The organism is Bacteroides sp. OF04-15BH (assembly GCF_003477995.1).
Lineage (GTDB): Bacteria > Bacteroidota > Bacteroidia > Bacteroidales > Bacteroidaceae > Paraprevotella.
The window spans coordinates 20,723-40,873 of record NZ_QUEM01000027.1 but is presented as its reverse complement, the minus strand read 5'-3'; the positions used below and the strand labels follow the sequence as shown (position 1 = coordinate 40,873).

The 20,151-nt window shown below is 53.7% G+C and carries 17 protein-coding genes; 5 read left to right on the top strand and 12 right to left on the bottom strand.

Features of this window, described 5'->3' with window-relative positions:
• Window positions 1-22 precede the first annotated feature (22 nt).
• Together DXA74_RS11925 and galB are read left to right on the top strand one after the other, a co-directional pair.
• Window positions 23-2,356 (top strand): alpha-N-acetylglucosaminidase, encoded by a 2,334-nt coding sequence (locus DXA74_RS11925; protein WP_118527890.1) that lies wholly within the window; start codon window positions 23-25, stop codon window positions 2,354-2,356.
• A gap of 85 nt (window positions 2,357-2,441) precedes the next feature.
• Window positions 2,442-5,027, top strand: a complete 2,586-nt coding sequence (gene galB / locus DXA74_RS11920; RefSeq protein WP_233550526.1) for a beta-galactosidase GalB — start codon at window positions 2,442-2,444, stop codon at window positions 5,025-5,027.
• A 58-nt stretch (window positions 5,028-5,085) separates the two neighbouring features.
• Here galB and pstB read toward each other — a convergent pair whose 3' ends face one another.
• The 9 genes from pstB to DXA74_RS11880 form a co-directional block, all read right to left on the bottom strand.
• Window positions 5,086-5,856, bottom strand: coding sequence for a phosphate ABC transporter ATP-binding protein PstB (pstB, locus tag DXA74_RS11915; RefSeq protein ID WP_118527886.1), 771 nt, complete (start codon window positions 5,854-5,856; stop codon window positions 5,086-5,088).
• Window positions 5,844-6,713 carry a phosphate ABC transporter permease PstA gene (pstA, locus tag DXA74_RS11910; RefSeq protein ID WP_118527884.1) on the bottom strand — a complete coding sequence of 290 codons (870 nt, stop codon included), beginning with the start codon at window positions 6,711-6,713 and terminating at the stop codon, window positions 5,844-5,846. The genes pstB and pstA overlap by 13 nt, the downstream gene beginning before the upstream one ends.
• A gap of 15 nt (window positions 6,714-6,728) precedes the next feature.
• Window positions 6,729-7,586: a phosphate ABC transporter permease subunit PstC gene (gene pstC, locus DXA74_RS11905; protein ID WP_118527878.1), complete on the bottom strand. Its 858-nt coding sequence runs from the start codon at window positions 7,584-7,586 to the stop codon at window positions 6,729-6,731.
• A 24-nt stretch (window positions 7,587-7,610) separates the two neighbouring features.
• Complete coding sequence (pstS, locus tag DXA74_RS11900; RefSeq protein WP_118527877.1) at window positions 7,611-8,675, bottom strand: phosphate ABC transporter substrate-binding protein PstS; 1,065 nt, start codon at window positions 8,673-8,675, stop codon at window positions 7,611-7,613.
• Window positions 8,676-8,729: 54 nt separating this feature from the next.
• Window positions 8,730-9,707: a hypothetical protein gene (locus DXA74_RS11895; protein WP_118527876.1), complete on the bottom strand. Its 978-nt coding sequence runs from the start codon at window positions 9,705-9,707 to the stop codon at window positions 8,730-8,732.
• Between the two features lie 200 nt (window positions 9,708-9,907).
• Complete coding sequence (locus DXA74_RS16340) at window positions 9,908-10,000, bottom strand: smalltalk protein (RefSeq protein ID WP_158576063.1); 93 nt, start codon at window positions 9,998-10,000, stop codon at window positions 9,908-9,910.
• Window positions 10,001-10,048: 48 nt separating this feature from the next.
• A complete protein-coding gene (locus DXA74_RS11890) occupies window positions 10,049-10,474 on the bottom strand; it encodes a hypothetical protein (protein WP_118527875.1) in 426 nt (141 codons plus the stop codon).
• 22 nt (window positions 10,475-10,496) lie between these two features.
• Window positions 10,497-10,934 (bottom strand): HU family DNA-binding protein, encoded by a 438-nt coding sequence (locus DXA74_RS11885; protein ID WP_118527873.1) that lies wholly within the window; start codon window positions 10,932-10,934, stop codon window positions 10,497-10,499.
• A 181-nt stretch (window positions 10,935-11,115) separates the two neighbouring features.
• Complete coding sequence (locus DXA74_RS11880) at window positions 11,116-11,328, bottom strand: DUF4248 domain-containing protein (protein ID WP_118527871.1); 213 nt, start codon at window positions 11,326-11,328, stop codon at window positions 11,116-11,118.
• A gap of 134 nt (window positions 11,329-11,462) precedes the next feature.
• Between DXA74_RS11880 and DXA74_RS11875 the strand changes: the two genes are divergently transcribed.
• The 3 genes from DXA74_RS11875 to DXA74_RS11865 all read left to right on the top strand — a co-directional run bounded on the left by DXA74_RS11875 (window position 11,463) and on the right by DXA74_RS11865 (window position 14,728).
• Window positions 11,463-12,035, top strand: a complete 573-nt coding sequence (locus DXA74_RS11875) for a hypothetical protein (protein ID WP_118527869.1) — start codon at window positions 11,463-11,465, stop codon at window positions 12,033-12,035.
• Between the two features lie 110 nt (window positions 12,036-12,145).
• Window positions 12,146-13,636: a succinate CoA transferase gene (locus DXA74_RS11870; protein WP_118527867.1), complete on the top strand. Its 1,491-nt coding sequence runs from the start codon at window positions 12,146-12,148 to the stop codon at window positions 13,634-13,636.
• A gap of 27 nt (window positions 13,637-13,663) precedes the next feature.
• Window positions 13,664-14,728 carry a nucleotidyltransferase family protein gene (locus DXA74_RS11865; protein ID WP_118527865.1) on the top strand — a complete coding sequence of 355 codons (1,065 nt, stop codon included), beginning with the start codon at window positions 13,664-13,666 and terminating at the stop codon, window positions 14,726-14,728.
• 67 nt (window positions 14,729-14,795) lie between these two features.
• Here the strand turns inward: DXA74_RS11865 and DXA74_RS11860 are convergent, their stop codons facing one another.
• The 3 genes from DXA74_RS11860 to DXA74_RS16885 form a co-directional block, all read right to left on the bottom strand.
• On the bottom strand, window positions 14,796-16,064 hold the full coding sequence (locus DXA74_RS11860) for an OmpA family protein (RefSeq protein WP_118527863.1): 1,269 nt from the start codon (window positions 16,062-16,064) through the stop codon (window positions 14,796-14,798).
• A 22-nt stretch (window positions 16,065-16,086) separates the two neighbouring features.
• Window positions 16,087-18,786 (bottom strand): hypothetical protein, encoded by a 2,700-nt coding sequence (locus DXA74_RS11855; RefSeq protein WP_147401102.1) that lies wholly within the window; start codon window positions 18,784-18,786, stop codon window positions 16,087-16,089.
• Between the two features lie 200 nt (window positions 18,787-18,986).
• Window positions 18,987-20,147 carry an OmpA family protein gene (locus DXA74_RS16885; protein WP_118527859.1) on the bottom strand — a complete coding sequence of 387 codons (1,161 nt, stop codon included), beginning with the start codon at window positions 20,145-20,147 and terminating at the stop codon, window positions 18,987-18,989.
• Window positions 20,148-20,151: the final 4 nt, after the last annotated feature.

Sequence of the window (20,151 nt, the reverse complement as noted above, 5' to 3'; positions counted from 1 at the left end):
GTTATTTCATTACCTGTCATTCATGAAAAAAATACTTTTCCTGATCATATTCCATATCGGCAGTTTACTCACTCAGGCTGCCACACGCGATACGGCAGAGGCCTACGGGCTTCTGCGCCGTATCGCTCCTTCTTTATCCTCCAAGGTCCGTTTTGAACAACTGAAACAGGAAAAGAAGGATGTCTTCGAACTTTATTCCGAAGGCCCTCGGATTGTCATCCGGGGAAACTCAGCCAATTCCATGGCCGTAGGACTCAACCATTATCTGAAATATTTCTGCAAGACATCCGTGTCCTGGTTTGCCCACGACCCGACCGAACTGCCTGATACCTTTCCTGCCGTCGCCGGGAAGATACGCATCGAAGCACGCACTCCGAAGCGTTTCTTCCTGAACTATTGCACCTTTGGCTATACCATGGCCTGGTGGCAGTGGAAGGAATGGGAGCATTTCATCGACTGGATGGCGCTCAACGGCATCAACATGCCGCTGGCCATCACCGGTCAGGAGTCGGTATGGCTCAAGGTGTGGACCCGTCTGGGTCTCGATGAACAGGAGATCCGGAACTATTTCACCGGACCGGCACATCTGCCCTGGCACCGCATGACCAACTTCGACTCCTGGCAGGGCAATCTTCCGGATTCCTGGCTCCAGCATCAGGAAGCGCTTCAGAAAAAGATTGTGGCCCGCGAACGTGCCCTGAACATGACCCCCGTTCTGCCGGCCTTTGCCGGTCATGTGCCCCCGCAGATCCGTAAGATCTATCCTCAGGCCAAAATCAACCGGATGAGTTCGTGGGGCGGTTTTGCCGACCGCTACCGCAGCTACTTCCTCGATCCGCTCGACCCGCTGTTTGCCCGCATCCAGAAACTCTTTCTCGAAGAGCAGACCCGTCTTTACGGCACAGACCACATCTACGGAGCCGACCCGTTCAACGAAATCGAGTCGCCCAGCTGGGAACCGGAATATCTGGCCACCGTGTCGCGCACCATTTACCAGACCATCACCCAGTGCGATCCCGAAGCCAGCTGGCTCCAGATGACCTGGCTGTTCTATTTCGACCGGGGCCACTGGACCAACCCGCGCATCAACGCCTTTGTCAATGCCGTTCCGCGCAACAAGATGATCCTGCTCGACTATTTTGCCGAAAACACCGAGGTGTGGCGCTATACCGACTCTTATTTCGGTCAGCCCTTCCTGTGGTGCTATCTGGGCAATTTCGGCGGCAACACCATGCTGGCCGGCAACCTGAAAGAAACCGGCCGCCGCATCGAAGAGGTGATCCGTCATGGCGGCCCGAATTTCTGGGGCCTCGGCTCCACCCTCGAATCGTTCGATGTGAACCCCTTCCTCTATGAATATGTCTTCGAAAAGGCATGGAACCATCAGCGCACCGACCAGGAATGGATTCAGGCATGGGCCGACCGCCGCATCGGAAGCGCCGTACCCGGCCAGCGGAAAGCCTGGCTCGAATTGCTCGACCAGGTCTATACCGCCACAGCCCGCCTGGGACAGGGCACCCTGACCAACGCCCGTCCGTCGCTCACCGGCCACGGCAACTGGACCACCAATCCGCAGATTGAATACGACAACCGGGTGCTCTTCCGCATCTGGGAGGATATGTTGCAGGCCCGTCGCCTCACCGACCGGAACACTTACCTGTTCGATGTCATCAATCTGGGCCGTCAGGTGCTGGGCAACTACTTCGGCGAGCTGCGCGACAGTCTCACAGCCTGCTACCGCCGTCAGGACCTGCACGGAGCGGAGCACTATGCCGCCCGAATGGACCAGGTGCTCACCGACATGGAAACCCTGTTGTCTGCCCACCTCACCTTCTCCTTCGGCAAATGGCTGGCCGATGCCTCGGCTTTCGGCACCACCCCCGAGGAGCAGCGTTATTACCGCACCAATGCGCGTACCCTGCTCACCACCTGGGGCGAGAAGGGACAGAGCCTCAACGACTATGCCAACCGCTCCTGGGCAGGACTCACCCGGGATTATTATCACCGCCGCTGGCGCATGTTCACGGATGCCGTGCTCGATGCCCTGCGCCGGAAACAACCGTTCGACGAACAGGCTTTCCGTCAGCGCATGATCGACTTTGAAGAGAAATTCACGCTAACAGATACCGGCTTTACCGCCACTGCGTCAGGCAAAGGCACTGCCATGGTCTGGCGTATCCTGAAAAAATACCGCAAGGAGCTGGGCACGCGACCTCCGTCTGCGCGTTCTGCAGTCCAACGGCCGCCCTTCGGTCTATTCGCTGCGTCTCCGCTAAATCCGTCCTGCAACAGTCATTTCCGGTCAAACGGAACCGTTCAGGAAATCTGTCTTTTCAAGAAAAACAGGAAATGTTGATTAAAATCAATATTTTATTGCCAACCCACAGCTTGGAATCATCTTGAAGGCATATTTTTTGTTTCTTTGAAAAAAACAAGAGACTATGATCACAAAACACTTCTTATGGATGATGATGTCCTTCTGCCTCTCCGTGACATCCGCCCTGGCTCTGCCTGAAAAACAGTTTCAACATTCCGAACGGACAAACCATACGGAGGTTCCGGGCAGCACGCAGTCTTTCGACCGCGACTGGCGCTTTGCCCGCTTCGGTCTGCAGCCCGACGGTAGCACGCTGCCCGAACCGTCTCCCGCTCCTTCCGACTCCGCCTACGACGACAGCCGCTGGCGCGCGTTGGACCTGCCGCACGACTGGGGCATCGAAGGCCCCTTCCGCAAGGATCTCGACGGTCTGACCGGCAAACTGCCCTGGCGCGGCATCGGCTGGTACCGCAAGCAGTTTCCGCTGCCGGCCTCTCAAAAGGGACAGCGGGCCTATCTGGATTTCGACGGAGCGATGGCCCACGCCGAAGTGTGGGTCAACGGCCACAAGGCCGGTGGCCATCCCTATGGCTATACTTCTTTCCGGGTAGATCTCACCCCCTTTGTGCACTGGGGCGGCAATAATGTCGTAGCCGTCCGCCTGAACACCGAAACCTGGGGCTCCCGCTGGTATCCCGGCGCGGGCATCTACCGCCATGTGCGTCTGCTCACCCGTCCGCAACAGCACATCGCCCAGTGGGGTGTCTTTGTCACCACCCCGAGCATCACGGAGCAGGCGGCTCAGATCTGTGTGGACATTGATTTCGAAAATCACGAAAAAGACGCTTCCACCCTTTCTTATCAGGTCGCCGTCCATTCCCGCCGCGACGACGGCACTCCGGGCCGGTGTCTTGCCCAAAGCGACTGCAAGAGTATTTCTCTGCCGGGCGAGTCCACCCGCAAGGGACAGGCCGTGCTGCGCATCGCCCGTCCGCATCTCTGGAACCTTAATGATCCTCACCTTTATATGGCGGTTGTATCCGTGTTCTGCGGCAACCGTCTTGTTGACCACTATGAAACGCCGTTCGGCGTCCGCAGCATCGCCTTCACACACGACCGTGGTTTCCTGCTTAACGGAAAACACGTGCCGTTGCGGGGCGTATGCATGCACCACGATCTGGGGGCTTTAGGGACTGCTGTAAACACCAGCGCCCTAAAGCGCCAGCTCCAGATTCTGAAGAGCTTCGGATGCAATGCCATCCGTACCTCACACAACACCCCGGCGCCCGAGCTGCTGGATCTGGCAGACCAGATGGGCATGCTCATCATGGACGAGGCCTTCGACTGCTGGACCGTGGGCAAGAAGTCCGGCGACTATGCCACCCTGTTCCGCGAGTGGCACGAAAAGGATCTGCAGGCCCTGGTATGCCGCGACCGCAACCATCCGTCCGTCATTCTGTGGAGCACCGGCAATGAAGTCGACGAACAGTACCACCCCGAGAGCGGCATGACTCGCCATCTCACCGAGGTGGTCCACCGCTATGATACCACCCGCCCCGTAACCTTCGGCGCGTCCTGGCCTTCCAAATCGGCCCTGAACGGCACCGAACTGCAAGTGGATGTCCACGGCATGAACTATCCTTCGGGCGGCTTCGGAGGACCGGATTTCTACGGCACCTTCCTCAACAAGCCAGGCCACGAGCATCTGGCAGGCTTTGCCAGCGAGAGCAGCTCCACCCTGAGCTCCCGCGGTGTCTATTTCCCGGACCGTTTCCAATGCTCGTCCTACGACCTGCAGGAACCCGGCTGGGGCAGCCTGCCCGACCAGGAATTTGCCGCCCTCGACAAATACCCGGCCATCTGCGGCGAGTTCGTGTGGACCGGCTTCGACTATCTGGGCGAACCCATCCCCTTCAACAGCGACCAGACCATCCTGCTGAACTACAGCCAGCTGTCGGCCGAAGAGATCCGACAGAAGGAAAAGGAACTGGCCGAGATGGAGAAAAACCGCCCCACCTCGCGCAGCAGCTATTTCGGCATTGTCGATATGGCGGGATTCCCCAAAGACCGCTACTATCTCTATCAGGCCCACTGGATGCCCGAAAAACCGATGGCCCATATCCTGCCGCACTGGAATTTCCCCGACCGCGTCGGACAGGTCACTCCCGTCTTTGTCTACACCTCGGGCGATGAAGCCGAACTCTTCCTCAACGGACGCTCCTTAGGGCGCAAGAAGAAGGCTCCCTTCACCTACCGCCTCCGCTGGGACGATGTGGTTTACGAACCGGGCACTCTGCGCGCCGTCACCTATAAGAACGGCAAGCGCTGGGCCACCGACGAAGTGAGCACCACCGGTCCGACCCATGCCCTGCAGGTGGAGTCCGACAAACGGAAACTCACCGCCGACGGTCAGGAGCTGGCCTTTGTCACCGTGCGCGTCACCGACCGTCAAGGCCGCACCGTGCCCGATGCCAATCTGCCGGTCACCTGCGAGCTCCTCAGCGGCGACGGACAGATTGTGGCCACCGACAACGGTGATCCTACCTGCCACATCACCTTCTCGTCCCCCGAGCGGCCCACTTTCAACGGTCTGCTTCTGGCCATCATCCGGGCTCACGAAGGCGGCAAGGCTCCGGTCACCCTGCGCGTCAGCTCCCCCGGTCTGCAACCCGCCACACTGAAAATCCGCCTGAAGGCTCCTTCCCGATGAGACGACAAAAAATCCGGCTTTTCGCAAAGCCGGATTTTCCCACATTAATAATCAATTATTATCCCATCTGACCCGTCAGATAGGCTCTTGTCCGATCATCTTTCGGACTTTCGAACATTCTCTTTGTATCATCATATTCAATCAGCTCACCCAGGAACATGAACATGGAGCGGTCCGAGATACGCATGGCCTGCGACATGTTGTGTGTCACAATCAGAATGGTCACCTCCTTTTTCAGCTTCACCAGCAGGTCCTCAATATGCTTGGTGGCAATCGGGTCCAGTGCCGATGTCGGCTCGTCCATGAGCAGGATGTCCGGCTGCAGAGCCAGCGAGCGGGCGATGCACAGACGCTGCTGCTGACCTCCGGACAGGAAGGTACCGCGCTTGTTGAGCACATCCTTCACCTCGTCCCACAGCGCCACGTTGCGCAGACATTTCTCCACCAGGTCGTCACGCTTGTGTTTCGACAGCGAGATGCCGTTCAGCGTATATCCGGCCACCACGTTATCATAAATACTCATGGTCGGAAACGGGTTCGGTCTCTGGAACACCATACCGATGTTGCGGCGCACCTCAATCGGGTCCTTGGTCAGGATATTCTCCCCGTTGAGCAGGATTTCTCCGGTCACGCTGATGTTCTTATACAGTTCGTGCATGCGGTTCACGGCGCGCAGCAGGGTACTCTTACCACAGCCCGAAGGACCCATGATGGCCGTAATGGTGTTACGCTCCACGCAGGCCGACACGTTCTTCACCGCCGTCACTTTCTTATCGTAGGATATGGACACATCCTTGATCTCCAATATCGGATCGACTATATTTTCCATTTTTTTGCAATTCTTTTAGCCAATAAATTCAAACAAAGTACCAAAGCGAGCAGGAAGAGCGAAGCGCCCCAGATCAGGTCCTGCAGGTTCGGGTCGTTAAAGAACTCCCAGATCATGAGCGGCACGGCCGACATCGGTCGTCCCAGGTCATAGCTGATGACGGCTCCGCCCAGGGCGGTGAACATCAGCGGTGCGGTCTCTCCCACCACGCGCGACACAGCGAGCAGGATTCCCGTAAAGATACTTCCGAACGATGCCGGCAGCATCACGCGCAGCATCACTCTCCAGTAGTTGCCTCCCAGCGCCAGACCGGCCTCTTTCAGGCTTTCCGGCAAAATCTTCATGGTTTCCTCGGTCGAACGGATAATCAGCGGCAGCATCATGATGAAGAGCGCCACGCTACCCGCAAATCCCGAATAGCCTTTCATGGGCACCACCACCCAGATATACACGATGATACCGATGATGATGGAAGGTGTACCCTGCAACAGGTCGGTGATGTAGCTCACCGTCTTGGCAAACCAGTTCTTGCGGAACTCCGACAGACAGATGCCGCAGAGGATACCCACCGGGATGGCCACGATGGCCGCCGTAAACAGCATCATCAGCGTACCCACGATACCGTTGGCAATACCGCCCGGGATGGGTTCACCCTTCTGTGCGGCCATCATGGCCTTGAAGGCATTGGGCGTGGCTTCGGTCAGGAACGACCATCCCAGTTGCTGCCATCCCTTCACCAGCACCTCGCCCAGGATGGCGAGCAGGGGAATTGCCGTGAGTGCCGACATCACACACACCACTACATAGAGCAGGTTGTTCTTGAATATTCTGGCTTTTACATTCGAATCTTTTTTCATACCTTTTCCCTTCTTTTATACATGTTGTGCTCTTCGGATCATGATCTTTCCGATCAGGTTGATGATGGCCGTAATCAGGAACAGGATCAGACCGATGGCAATGAGCGACGACAGTTTCAGTCCGTCAGCCTCGCCAAACTGGTTGGCAATGATACTGGCCATGGTGTTTCCGGTGGTGCGCAGCGTTTCGGGCATCTGGTTGGTGTTACCGATCAGCATCGTCACCGTCATGGTCTCGCCCAGGGCGCGGCCGATGGCCAGGATATAGGCCGAGAAGATACCCGAACCGGCTGTCGGGAAAATCACTCTGCGGATCACCTCCGCGCGGGTGGCTCCCAGTCCGTAGGCAGCCTCTTTCAGGTCGGCCGGCACCATCTTGATGAACTCCGAGCTCAGCGAAGCGGCATAAGGCACAATCATGATGGCCAGCACAAAGGCGGCGGTCAGGATTCCCGAGCCCTGTGGCGACAGGTTCAGGAACATGAAGATCGGGCGCAGCGCATAGAATCCCCACAGACCGTAAATGATGGAAGGGATACCGGCCAGCAGGTCGGTCACGGTAGCCAGCGCCGTAGCGATTTTCTTTCCCCGGAAATACTCACCCGTGAAGAGTGCCACCGGCAGGGAGAACGGGATACAGATCAGCAGCGCCAGCCCGGTGGTGAGCATCGTACCCGTGATAAAGGGCAGCGCGCCGTATTTTTCTTTTCCGGCCGTAGTGACCCAGTCGTCCGAGCAGATGAAATTCCAGAAGCCGAAGTGTTCAAAGGCTCCCGAGGCATCGAGCGTGAGGGAGTAGATGATCCCTCCGCCGATGACCGGAATGACAATCGCCGAAACGATGAGCAAGGCCTTGAATATCTTATCTTGCATTTTGATTCTTTTGGATGGTTTCCGTTACTTGATCACATTCTTTCCGTCGAAGGTCACCTGTTTCAGGTTCTCCAAAGACAGCTTCACGGCCTTTTCAGGCAGCGGTGCGTAGTGTACGGTAGTTGTGGTCTTCTGGATAGAGTCGCTCAGCATGTACTGCAACAGGTCCAGAGTCACCTTGGCCTCCTGCTCGGTTCTTCCGGCATAGTTCTGCTCCTTGTAGATAATCAGCCAGGTGAAGCAGCTGATCGGATAAGCTCCGGCAGCGTCTGCATTGGTGATGGAGCAACGGGTGTCCTGAGGCATTTCGCCCGAAGCGGCAGCCGAGATACTCTCGGTAGAAGGTTTCACCATCTCGCCGCGTGCGTTCTGTACGCTGGCATACGGGATATTCTGGGCAAAAGCATATTCAGAACCGATATAACCGATAGAGTACGGAGTCTGGGCAATCACGCCGGCCACACCCGGGTTACCCTTAGCGGCCAGTCCTACCGGGAAGTCCACGTTCTTTCCGCTGCCGTATTTGTCTTTCCAGTTCTGGCTCACCTTGGTCAGATAGTCGGTGAATACGAAAGTTGTACCGCTACCGTCTGAACGGTAAGCCGGGATAATCTCCTTGTCCGGCATCTGGGTACCTGCGTTCAGCGCCACGATTTTCGGATCGTTCCATTTCTTGATGTTTCCGGCAAAGATGTCGGCAATCACTTCTCCGGACAGGTTCAGCGCCTTCACTTCCGGCAGGTTGTAGGCCATCACCACGGCACCCATACAGGTCGGGATGTGTACCACCGGCTGCATGTCCTTCATCTCCTCATCGCTCAGGAAAGCGTCGCTACCGGCAAAGTCCACGATACCGTCTTTCAGGTTACGCACACCGCCGCCACTGCCGATACCTCCGTAAGACACGGTGTTTCCGGTCTGGGTAGCAAATCCCTCAAACGACATATTATAGAAAGGAAGCGGGAAAGTGGCACCGGCACCGCTCAGCTCCACTGTTTCTTCGTTTGCACCGCCTTTACTGTTTCCGGCACAAGAGGCCATCATCCATCCCATGGCAACTACGGCCATTGATACAAATAATTTCTTCATAATCTTCTTATTTGAATTGTTCTTTATACTGATTCTAAATTAACTGCTGTTTTTTTAAAGTTTGAACGAAGCATTCACCATCAGCTGGAAGGCATCTTTCAGTCCGTTGTCTTCCGGCATGTTCAGGCGCAGGTTCGGCGCCAGCTTCACATATTTGCCCAGCTTCACCTCGGCACCGGCCATCACGTTCATGCCGTCGGCTTCCATATTCCAGCCGTTGTTGGAGTCCAGACGGTCCCAGCGGGCAAACACGTTCACCTTCTTTCCGGCCGGCACGGTGGCATAGACCGACACACCGTTCTGGTGGTCTCCCTCGTGATAGGCCGTGTTCATCTGGTAGTTATACTCGGCACCCACGGAATATCCGTTTTTGGCATATCCCAGGAACGAAGCCAGGTTCACCTTTCCCTTCAGTCCCTTGTCGGTAGCCTCATCATACGAACCGTACAGGCGCACCATCATGCCGTCCACCGGTTTCAGAGTCACACCGGCACCGTACTGCAGTCCGTGTTCAAACTGGATTTTCTTGTAGCCTTCGCCGTTCACCACAATTACATCGGCGCTCACCTGGTCGCAGAACTTATAGGCCACCGACAGACCCACGTCGGCACTGCTTCCCAGCTTGTATTCATCCTGGAACGACTTCATGATGTAGCGCTTGCCCCAGAAATCCTCCTGAGTCTTGAACTGGGTGGTACTGATGAGTCCTCCATACAGATCCCATCCGTTCTTCTGCCAGCGCACCCACGCATTCTTGATAAACCCGATGCGCTGCATGTCCTGCACCTCTTTCGAGCGTCCGAAGTCGGCCACTGCCTGCATGCTCAGTCCGTTGCCGAAACTGTACTGATAACCGATATAGGCCCGTTCCAGTTCAAATCCCCGCTCCTCGTTGTTGGCTCCGAATCCGGAATACATATTGGCAAAGGTGGTCAGGATCACTTTACCTTTTCCCTTTTCACTTTCCTGTGCTTCGGCACTCTGCAGCGCGCAGGCGAACAACGCACAAACCATCCACGCAATTTTTTTCATCTTGTTTTTCTTTTATTCTAATCTGTTTCTGAATTATCTGTTTGCTTTTGACACTGCAAATGTCCCGATAATATGTTTCAGAAATGTTTCAAGCCCTTAAAAATCCTATGAAGATTACGCCGGGCCCTATATAAATAGGTAAAGGGGAGCTTTTCGCCCCCCTTTCCTCATCCGGCTTGCGGCCGATTGTTACGAACACGTTACATATTGGCTCCGCCAATCACTCCGGCAATGGCACTGGCCACGGCCACAATCAGGTTCAGCAACAGATTCCAGATGTTCTTGTTTTTCATAGATTACAATTTGGTTAAAGATTCATGACGCTAAAATCCCGTGGTTTTTCAGCCCAGATACAGGTTCCATCCGGCCATCACCTCCCGCATCACGGCAGGCACGCCATTCTCCACGCGGCTCATGGCCGCCACCAGTTCCATCATCATCTTCGGGTTCCGGTCGTCCACCGGCTCGTTGCGCGCCAGCCCGGTCAGTACCGCCACTTTCCGTATGTAATACTCCGTGTCGTTGCCGTCGGCATCCGGTGCCCAGCGCTTCACGATGCTCTCAATGGTGTTTGCCCCGTAGCGGTGCCGGTAGGTACGCAGCACCACAAAGGCCGCCCGATAGCCCCAGGCGATGGATTCAAACTGGAAGAATTCCGGATCACTCTGTTCTTTTCGCAATCCCTGCCACAAGTCGGCGCTCCGCCGGATGTTCAGAGGATTGTTGTTCCGCAATCCCCGGGGTGTGTTTTTCGTTTCCTTATTCATGGTGTGTTTGTGTTACGTTGTTCTAGACCATATCTTCGCCTTCCTCCTCGGCAGCGTCGCCGCCCTTTTCCAGATTATAGAAGGTCACTTCCTCATTGGCCAGGTCGATGGACTGCTTCAGGACCTTGCTCGGGTGATACACCACCTTCAGTTTCTTGATGTTCTTCACCTCAAACTCCTCGGCGGTGTCGGCACCCAGGCTCTGGCAGCTCAGTCGGAAAGAGCCCACATCGCCCAGATGCACACGCATACCGCTCTGCAAGGCGTAGACAATCTGTTCCTGCAAGGCCGCCAGCACTGCCAGACAGTCAGCGCGCGTCACGGTACACATACCGCTGATTCGCTTGGCCAGTCCTTCAATGTCAATCTTTCCGGGACTGACCACGGTGGCATAGAACTTCTCGGTTTCCGGATTCTGAGTACCTGGTTTCATTCTACCAATAATCTTGTAATTGATCATACGCTTTCTATATTTAAATTTGGTTTGTGTTTTTGCCCCGTCTTTCAAGCCCGGCGGCTGACCTTTTGTTGATCAACGCTGCAAAGTTACTGCCTCGTGCAGACCCCTTCGTCGATTAGCTCCCTTAGAAGCCTCAAAAAGTCATTTAGATACCGTTAGGCAGCCGCCGGACCTGTCCGGCTCAGGGTTCTCCCAGAAAGCGCACCACCAGTTCATACTGTTTCGGCGTGAAATAGCGCTGCCGGGTGTGATAGTTCGCCTTTTTCAGTTCCTCCCACAGTTCGGGATAAGTACGCAACACATAGTTGAATCTTCTCCGGGCATTGGCCGGACGGTCCACATCACAATAATCCATTGCGATGGCCGTAATCTGGTAAGTAACAGTATTTCCCATTTACATTTTGTTTTTTGTGAACACTGCAAAATTAGATATTCAAAACAGTTTTTTAGTGAAATATGATTCACTTTACATCATTTTTATTAATTTTACGTAACATTACCGAGATAAACCCCTAAAACACAGTTGATATGAATAAAAGATTCCACACTTACATCGGTCAGGAAATGTACGACCGTCTCCTTCAGTACCCTTATATGAAAGGAAGCGACTTTCTGTCCTGCCCCACCGAGCCGAACACTTCCAGCCGTTACTGCCGGCTGCAGGACCATCTGTTCATCGACAGTTTCCTGTGCATGATCTTCTATGTCTACAGCGACTGCTCCATGAATTTTCTGGAGCCCACGGGAAACTGCATCAAGGGCATCATCCACCGCAACGGCCCCGGCATGCTGCGCACCCACCTGCTGTTCTTCAATCAGGTGTTTGCCTACGAGAAACCCTCGCGCCCCATCCGTCTGCTGCGCCTGCTCATCCGGGCCTTCGGTCAGATTGACCTGCACAACCTGTCGGTGCCGCTCATCGAGCAGAGCGGTTTCGATCTCGACCTCTACAACCGCATGGTGCGCGAATGCTTCCCGCAGGGCTACATTGTGCGCAACGAGCAAATCGCCTACAAACTGAACCATCGCAAGCGCGATTCAAAGCCCGCGACCACGAAAGCAAAAAAACGTCCCAATCAAAAACGGAAATCATCAAAATGAAACGATACAGTCATTGTGATGATTTTTTTATCAGGAAAACGCTAGGCCTGATATAAAAAAACGGTTAACTTTGCAACGATGATAACAAAACGTAACTAAAAAGAACAGAAATGCGATATCCTGTACTCACAGCCGAAGAAGCCATCGGCTTGATTCATCATGGCGACACTGTGGCCATCGGCGGTTTCTCTTCCGTCGGTACGCCCAAAGCCATTCCGGCAGCGCTGGCTGCCTATGCCGCGGAAGCCAACCGCGATGAAGTGACCTTTCAGATCGGTCTGGTTACCGGCGGTGCCACCGGCAGTCAGATAGACAGTGCCCTGGCCAAGGCCCGTGCCGTGCGTTTCCGCACCCCTTTCCAGTCCAACCCCGACATGCGCCGCGCCATCAACGCCGGCGAGGTGGAATACTATGACCTCCACCTGTCTCATATCGGCCAGGACGTGAACTACGGTTTCCTGGGACGCATCCACACCGCCATTATCGAGGCTTCGGCCATCACGCCCGAGGGACGCATCATCCTGAGCACCTCCGTAGGAATCACCCCTACTATCGTGCGCGCGGCCGAACAGATTATCGTAGAGCTGAACCAGAGCCACGGCGACCGTCTGGAGGGCATGCACGACCTGTATACGCTCGAGACTCCGCCCTACCGCCAGCACATCCCTATCTTCCATGTGAACGACCGTACGGGCAGTCCCTATCTGGATGTCGACCCGTCGAAAATAGCCGGTGTGGTCTATACCAACGAGCGCGACCACATCGCCCCCTTCACGCCGCTGAACGACACCACGCGCCGCATCGGTCAGAATGTGGCCTCCTTCCTGCTTCAGGAATGGCAGAAAGGCGGCATCCCGCGCCAGTTCCTGCCGTTGCAGTCCGGTGTGGGTAACATTGCCAATGCCGTGCTCGGTGCCCTGGGTGCCGATCCCAACCTGCCCGCCTTCTCCATGTTCACCGAGGTGATCCAGAACTCCGTCATCGACCTGATGCTCGAGGGGCGCATCCGTTTTGCCACCGGCAGCTCACTCACCCTTTCCGAGGACCATCTCGACCTGATGTACGACCACCTCGACGTGTTCCGCGACCGCATTCTGCTGCGCCCGCAGGAAATCACCAACCATCCGGAGATGATCCGCCGTCTGGGTGTCATCACCATCAACACGGCGCTCGAGGCCGACCTCTTCGGCAATATCAACAGTACGCACGTGATGGGCAGCAAGATCATGAACGGCATCGGCGGTTCGGCCGACTTCGCCCGCAACGCCTACCTGTCGGTCTTCACCACGCCTTCCACAGCCAAGGACGGACTGATCTCGTCCATTGTGCCCAATGTGTCGCATGTGGACAGCACCGAGCACGATGTGCGCATCCTCGTCACCGAACAGGGTGTGGCCGACCTGCGCGGCAAATCACCCCGCCAGCGCGCCGCCTGCATCATCGAGAACTGTGCCCACCCCGACTATAAGGAACTGCTTTGGGACTATCTCAAACTGTCGGAAAACCGCACCGGCCACATTCCGTTCTCCCTGAAGAATGCTTTCCGCATGCACCAGACCTTTGTCGAAGAAGGCGACATGCGGAAAACCCGTTATATCTAATCAGAAACCAAAAGCCAGACGCCCTACATGAAACAAAAACTCACCATTCCGCCCCAGTTTCTGGAACTGTTGCGCTGCGGCCTCTGGGGCACCACCCCCGACTCCGCACTCTTCCGTTCCCTCACCTCCGAGCAATGGCTGTCGCTGCTGCTCATGTCGCAGCAGCAGGGCGTCACAGGTCTTATGTCCGACAGCGTGCTGCGCCTGCCCGAGGCCTGCCAGCCTCCGGGACAGCTACGCATGCAGTGGTTCGGCTATAACCATGCCGTGCGCCATCAGCAGAAGCTCTTCAGTGCCGCCCGCAACGAGGTGCTGGGCTGGTTTGCCGAGGCCGGCATCCGCTGTGCCGTGTTCAAGGGCGACACGCTGAATGCCCTCTATCCCGTTCCGGGACTGCGCATGAACGGCGATGTAGACCTGTGGTTTCCCAATGCCGACGGAGTGGAGCGCGCCATGGCCCTGCTGCGCGAACGGGGGGTTACGTTACAGAATCCGAAAGAACACGAGGTAGCGTTTTCCTATCAGGAAGTCACTTTTGAAATCCATCACGATTTTATGAATCTTCCGTTTTCATCCCGTGTTCCGCACAACCTCATCCAGAGCGAAAGCCCTGTTTTCAGCGGCTATCGTCTCCATCCCGAAGCCGACACCGTGATGATTCTGACTCATGCCGCCCGCCATTTCATTGAAATAGGTCTGGGGCTGCGTCATCTGTGCGACTGGGCCGTGTGGCTCCATCGCAACGGTTCCACACCCGAGGTGCAGCGCGGTCTGACCGAAATCCGCCGTCTGGGTGCCGGTGTCTTTCTCACCGAATTCACCGCTTTGGCCGTTTTCCTGCTCGGTCTGGACTTTCCCGAAAGCGAAAGCCTCATCCGCCGCAGCCGTCCGGAGCGCCGCGAGCGTCTGCTCCGCGAACTGCTTCTTCAGGGCAATCTGGGCAAGGATCATTCTTCACAGAAAAACTCCGAATCCCGGCTCCGCTACTATTGCAAGGCCACCCTCCGCGAGCTGTCTCTGGCTTCCTTCTGGCCACGTTTTGTGTGGGCCGGTATTCCGCATCAGATCCGGCGCACTTTACGGCGTCTGTAAACAAAAAAATGTCCCAATCCGGAATCATTCAAACCGGACTGGGACATTATTATTTTCATACCCTTTTTTATTCTTTAGGCTTGACTTCGCTTCTTCTGGCTTTTTCAGAATATCTCAGTTCTTTTTCAATCGTCATATCCTTTCCTAAGCCAAATGTATGCAGTCTGTGCTCTTCAATACCCACCTTCATAAGCCATTTCTTCAGAGCCATTGCACGTTTCTCCGTAATCTTCTTGTTAATGGCTTCACCGCCAGTAAAGTCCGCATAACCGTAGATGTTGATCTCCACCTGCGGATTTTCCTTCAGCGTCTTGGCAATTTCAAACAGCTCGCAGGCATACTTGTCGGTATCGAGTTTCCATTTGCCTCTTTCGAAATAAACGGCAGGCAGTTTCGGGAATCCCTCGCAAACCACTACTTCCGGTGATTTGTCCGTAATCGCCTTTTCAATGTACACGGTGTCACGAACCACGCGGGTCACGGTCTTGGTAGCACGTTTCCACATCGGCAGATATCCCGGTGCATAAAGAATATTATCCTTCTTCTTTCCGTTTCCGTTGCCGATTTTCCAGACCACACCCACCTGTGCCGTAATCACACTGTTGTGTTTGGTGGTGTTGATGGAATTGATTCCGTCAAATTCCCCGTTTCTGATCCAGATCATTCCTCCCTTTGCCTGGAGGTCCAGATGGCGGTTCAGTCTGTATCTCACTGCCAGGTCACCTCCCAGTCCCAGATCCAGCCGGTCGCCCACTCCGTCAGAGAATTTGCTGTCGTCGCTTTTTCTTTTGACGGTAGAAGAGAAATACTGCATATAGATGCCCGGTGAAGCGATGACAGCCCATCTTCTGTTTCCGTCACTGCGTGCAAAAAGGTTCAACAGGTCCACTTCCCAGTTCAGTCCCAGCTGATACATCTGTACCTTGCTGTAAAGATCCTTATAGCGCATAGCCCCTTCGGGGACATCCACATTATAATAGGTATTTCCGTTCGGCAAGAGCAGAAAGTCCTTCTCATAATATTGCGGACCGGCCGAGTTGAATCCATAATCCGCACTGAGTCGCATTCCGAATATCGGATTAAACTGATATCCGGCCTGTATTCCAAACAGTCCTCCGATCCGGTAATGATTTCCCCGGCTCACCGATCTAAAGTCACCGGCAAAGTAAGGGGTTCCGATATTCACTCCCAGGGTAAAGTGTGAATAGTCGGCATACAGATCCTTTTTTGTCGGATAATCCTTCCACGGATCATCCACGGTAATATCTTGCGCATTAGCCGCAATATCTCCTCCCAACAGAGCCATTGAGAACAGAATATATTTAAACCATTTCATATCAGTCTGATTTTATTCGTTATTACTTTTTCTGCAGATAAAAGCACACATATCCTCTTTTACCGAAGTCCTGACCATTCTTTCTGGCCTGCAGTCCGACAACGACTTTATATCCCTCCAGAGAAACGGGTGTCACTCCCGGAGTCAGATTATTCTTCATGGAAATCTGTCCGGCAGTAGAAACCTCGATATAGTTCCACAGGTCACCGCGTGTATTGTTTTGCGGGTCATAAATAGCCGCAAGTGAATAAACTACCGGCAGATTGACATTCGCACTTCCTGCGAGAGTGGACGAAGCGGTAACGGAAGCATCAAAGAGCGCCGGTTGTCCGTCGATCTGACACAATTCACTTCCATGCTGGTTATCCATGGTTTTCAGCACCGGCAACTGATAAATCTCAGCGGGCTGAAACAGACTGATTGCAATATCCTCTTTGGCAAACAGGGTTTCCTGTCCTTTCATAAAGGTATAAGTCACCCCGTCGTCTACGACATCTGCCGTTTTCATTCTCAGTGTTCTGTATTCACTGAGCTTATGGTTGTTGTTGTCATCCAGCACCACAGCCACCTGATACGGCATCAGGTTACCTTCTGCCGGCATCTGTTGCAGTGCAAAGCTTACCTTAACTTCCAGCACTCCGTTGGCAGCGGTCACGTTCTCCACCTGCATGGCGGGCAGTTCAGATGCTCCTCTTACCGGAATCACGCTCTTGCATCTTACTCCGACAATACCCTTCAGGTCTTTCAGTTCGTTCAGAGCCTCTTCCGGAGTAATTTCCACTTTGAGTGTCATCACATATTTTCCGGCACTTTCGTCGGTAACCATCACCGAACCGTCACTGTAGTCGGCCAGCAGCTCAAAGCTCTGAATCCGGTTCATCAGCATTTCCACCTGTTTGTTCAGGTCGGCCAGCTGCATATTCAGCTGATCAATGCTCTGCTGCATCTGATCCAGCTGTGTCTGCATTTTTTCGGCAGCTTCTTCCACTACCCGGTTCACATCATCCAGAGTCGGGCATGCATTGATTTTCCGGTAGACTTCAGTCAGGACACTATCCATCTCGCTCTTGTCATAATAGTTGTCCAGAATCTTCTCCACCTCTTCGCGGGTAACATATTTATCCTGTTCCTGCTGCAGATTCTCAATTTTCCGATACAGGTCGTTTATCTGGCTGGCATGCTGGTTCACGGTCTCTGTCAGTCCGGCCACCGCTCCCTGAGTGTCTTTCAGGTTCTTGTCCAGCAGTGAAATGAACGCATCCATTTCGGTGACTTTCCGGTTCAGGTTGTTATAATTGGTCTGCAGGGCCAGTACAGATTCCTGCACATAGTCCGACAGTTCTACCAGTTTTCTGGCCTGCACTTCCTGCTGGTTTTGCAGGGCAAGAATGCTCTGTGCCTGTTTGTTCACTTCCTCTTTCAGAGCCTGCAGGTCTTTCTTCATCAATTCCAGAGTTTCCGGATCAAAATCTCCGGCCTGTTCTTCCAGAGCCTTCAGTCTGTCTTCGATTTCACTGATGGTCAGCTGATAGGCGTTCTGCATATTCTTTACCGTCTCCTCCAGCTTGGTCACTCTGATTCCCAGAGCATCCATCTTTTGTGCCAGATCAGAAATTCTGCGGTTGTGGTCCTCCACGGTGGCCTTCACATCCTGCAAGTCTTTTCCGAAGAGTTCCTGAGTGTCGAGCATCTTCTTCAGTTCCTCGTTCATGGAGTCACGCAGTTCATTCAGATTTGTCTGCAGCTCGTTCACCAGTTTCTTCAGTTCTTCCAGAGCCTCATCGTCTCCCGGAGTCATTCCGTTGATGGCCTCCCATATTTTCTGGATCTGCAGGTTATACTTATCTTCCAGTTTGTTGAGGTCCTCACTCAGATTGTCGTATTTCTGGTTCAGTTCGCTCACTTTGTCTCCCAGTGCAGCCACCGATTCCGACAGTCCGGCCATCTGGTTGGTCAGATCCTGCAAGCGGGCATCCACATCCTTTTTCAGCGAGGTGATGCTCTCAATGGTTGAGCTTCTCAGTTCCTCCAGATTGGCTGCGTTCTCTTCGGTGGCAGTTTTCACTTCATTCACCAGAGATTCTACGCGCGTAATCTCTGTTGTCAGCTTTTCATCCAGTGCTTCCAGCTGGGTCAGAGCCTGCTCCAGCTTGGTTTTCTGTCCTTCCATATCTTCACCCAGAGTTGCAATCTCCTGTTTCAGGCCTTCAATGGTCTGTTCCACAGCCTGCTGCTTTTCCTGTAAGGAAGCCACCTGCTCTTCCAGCTTGGTCACTCTTCCGTCCAGCACATTGAGCGCAGCATCCAACTGGTTAATTTTTTCGGACATTTCCAACAGCTTGGCATCAAACTGCTTGTTGGTCTCTTCAATCTGGGTCTGGATATCCCGGATATCATCACTGTTGGCATCAATCTTCCCTTGCAGTTCCGTGATGCGGGCATTCAAATCCGACTTCAGCTGTTCCAGTTCGGTTTTCAACTGCTCTATTTCTTCCTTGTTTGCAGTGTCTCCATCAGCAATAGCCTGTTCCAGAACGGTCAGCTGCTGTTCTATCAAAGTCACTTTCTCCTTGAGACCGTCCAAATTAATCATTCCGTTATTGATCTGATTGCGAAGAATCTCCAGCTGTCCGTCATAGTCTTTCTGACAACCGGTTAAGAAAGGAGTGCTGCCGAGGCTGAATACAGCCACAGCAAGCCATAAAAATTTTCTACCGTCCATAATCATCAATTTTTTAAATTAACAAAAGCAAAATACCCCTTTATAACATTATCTCTTCTTCAATAATGTTCTAACCTTTTTACAAAAAAAATCTTATTAATCGACGATGCAAATATTCTTTGTCTAATATATCTTAAAAGAAAAAAGCCGGCTGCCTCCCGGCAGCCGGCTTTTTCATGACTCTTATCGTTAGAAACTACTTACAGCGCTTTTACAATAACGCGACGGTTGTATGAAGCCGGATTCAGATCAGCCACACCTCCCATAGGTTTGATGACAATCTGATCGTCGTTCAATCCCATCTTCTTCAGTTCCTTGGCAACGGTATTGGCGCGACGCTCGCTCAGCTTCTGGTTGTAATCCGCCGAACCGGTCTTGCTGTCGGCATAACCGCAAACTTCCACCTTTCCGTTGTTGGCCTTCACCTGTTCCACCAAAGCCTGTACATTTACCAGGTCTTTCTTTGAAGCAATGCGTGAAGAGTTCAAATTGAAGAACACAGATACCGGAGTGCTGACCACGGTCTTCTTCTCGGTTACGGTAGTAGTGGTGGTTTCCTGACGCTTTGCCATCAGCTCCTTCAGCTTGTCATTCTCGCGCTGCTGTTCTGCCAGCGAAGCATTCAAGGCCTCAACCTGAGCCTTATGCATGGCATTGATGGCCTGCAGGTCCGGAGTCTTGCTCCATCCCACTTTACCCAGGTTTACACCCAGACCCAGAGAAACACCGGCCTGCCGGTCCTTGGTGGTCATGAAATTACTCTTTCCCGTATTGGTAGTTCTGATCCCGTCATCCAGTTCTGTCAAGGCCATATTGCCGTAAATATCCAGATTGATATACAGTCTCTTGGTTACATTAAAGGTGTTCAGAATACCGCCGGTGTACATAAAGGCATAATGCTTTGCGTCCAGATTACGGTAGAATCCCGTACCGGCATAGACCGAGATGTTCCACACGCGTCCCGGCTGATAGCCGCAGAACAGGTTTCTCAGGTTGAATACTCCCTGCACATTGAAGTTCACCATGTCGTAGCTCGGATTGGTCCGTCCGTCCACATTCTTCAGGCTCATAAACTGGGTCTTTGCACGCACTCCAATCACCGGAGTAAACCATTTACCCAAAGTTACATCTCCGTTCCACGAACGGCGGAAGCTCTTTAAAGGATTGCGGGAGAGACCTAATCCCCGCTCCTGATTGGAATAACTGGCCACATAATCCCCGCCTACGGTCACGAACCAATTGCTCCAGAAGTTATTGGTCGCTACGCTATACTTATCCATCGGGGCAATTTCACTGGTTGTTTCCTGCGCCATGGCTGAGGTTGCCCCCAGCAACATCAACCCCATTAAAATCTTTTTCATAATC

Excerpts from the sequence above, each read along its gene's own strand:
- DXA74_RS11925 (WP_118527890.1), top strand. The coding sequence starts at position 23 with ATGAAAAAAATACTTTTCCTGATCATATTCCATATCGGCAGTTTACTC.
- galB (WP_233550526.1), top strand. The coding sequence starts at position 2,442 with ATGATCACAAAACACTTCTTATGGATGATGATGTCCTTCTGCCTCTCC.
- pstB (WP_118527886.1), bottom strand. The coding sequence starts at position 5,856 with ATGGAAAATATAGTCGATCCGATATTGGAGATCAAGGATGTGTCCATA.
- pstA (WP_118527884.1), bottom strand. The coding sequence starts at position 6,713 with ATGAAAAAAGATTCGAATGTAAAAGCCAGAATATTCAAGAACAACCTG.
- pstC (WP_118527878.1), bottom strand. The coding sequence starts at position 7,586 with ATGCAAGATAAGATATTCAAGGCCTTGCTCATCGTTTCGGCGATTGTC.
- pstS (WP_118527877.1), bottom strand. The coding sequence starts at position 8,675 with ATGAAGAAATTATTTGTATCAATGGCCGTAGTTGCCATGGGATGGATG.
- DXA74_RS11895 (WP_118527876.1), bottom strand. The coding sequence starts at position 9,707 with ATGAAAAAAATTGCGTGGATGGTTTGTGCGTTGTTCGCCTGCGCGCTG.
- DXA74_RS16340 (WP_158576063.1), bottom strand. The coding sequence starts at position 10,000 with ATGAAAAACAAGAACATCTGGAATCTGTTGCTGAACCTGATTGTGGCC.
- DXA74_RS11890 (WP_118527875.1), bottom strand. The coding sequence starts at position 10,474 with ATGAATAAGGAAACGAAAAACACACCCCGGGGATTGCGGAACAACAAT.
- DXA74_RS11885 (WP_118527873.1), bottom strand. The coding sequence starts at position 10,934 with ATGATCAATTACAAGATTATTGGTAGAATGAAACCAGGTACTCAGAAT.
- DXA74_RS11880 (WP_118527871.1), bottom strand. The coding sequence starts at position 11,328 with ATGGGAAATACTGTTACTTACCAGATTACGGCCATCGCAATGGATTAT.
- DXA74_RS11875 (WP_118527869.1), top strand. The coding sequence starts at position 11,463 with ATGAATAAAAGATTCCACACTTACATCGGTCAGGAAATGTACGACCGT.
- DXA74_RS11870 (WP_118527867.1), top strand. The coding sequence starts at position 12,146 with ATGCGATATCCTGTACTCACAGCCGAAGAAGCCATCGGCTTGATTCAT.
- DXA74_RS11865 (WP_118527865.1), top strand. The coding sequence starts at position 13,664 with ATGAAACAAAAACTCACCATTCCGCCCCAGTTTCTGGAACTGTTGCGC.
- DXA74_RS11860 (WP_118527863.1), bottom strand. The coding sequence starts at position 16,064 with ATGAAATGGTTTAAATATATTCTGTTCTCAATGGCTCTGTTGGGAGGA.
- DXA74_RS11855 (WP_147401102.1), bottom strand. The coding sequence starts at position 18,786 with ATGGACGGTAGAAAATTTTTATGGCTTGCTGTGGCTGTATTCAGCCTC.
- DXA74_RS16885 (WP_118527859.1), bottom strand. The coding sequence starts at position 20,147 with ATGAAAAAGATTTTAATGGGGTTGATGTTGCTGGGGGCAACCTCAGCC.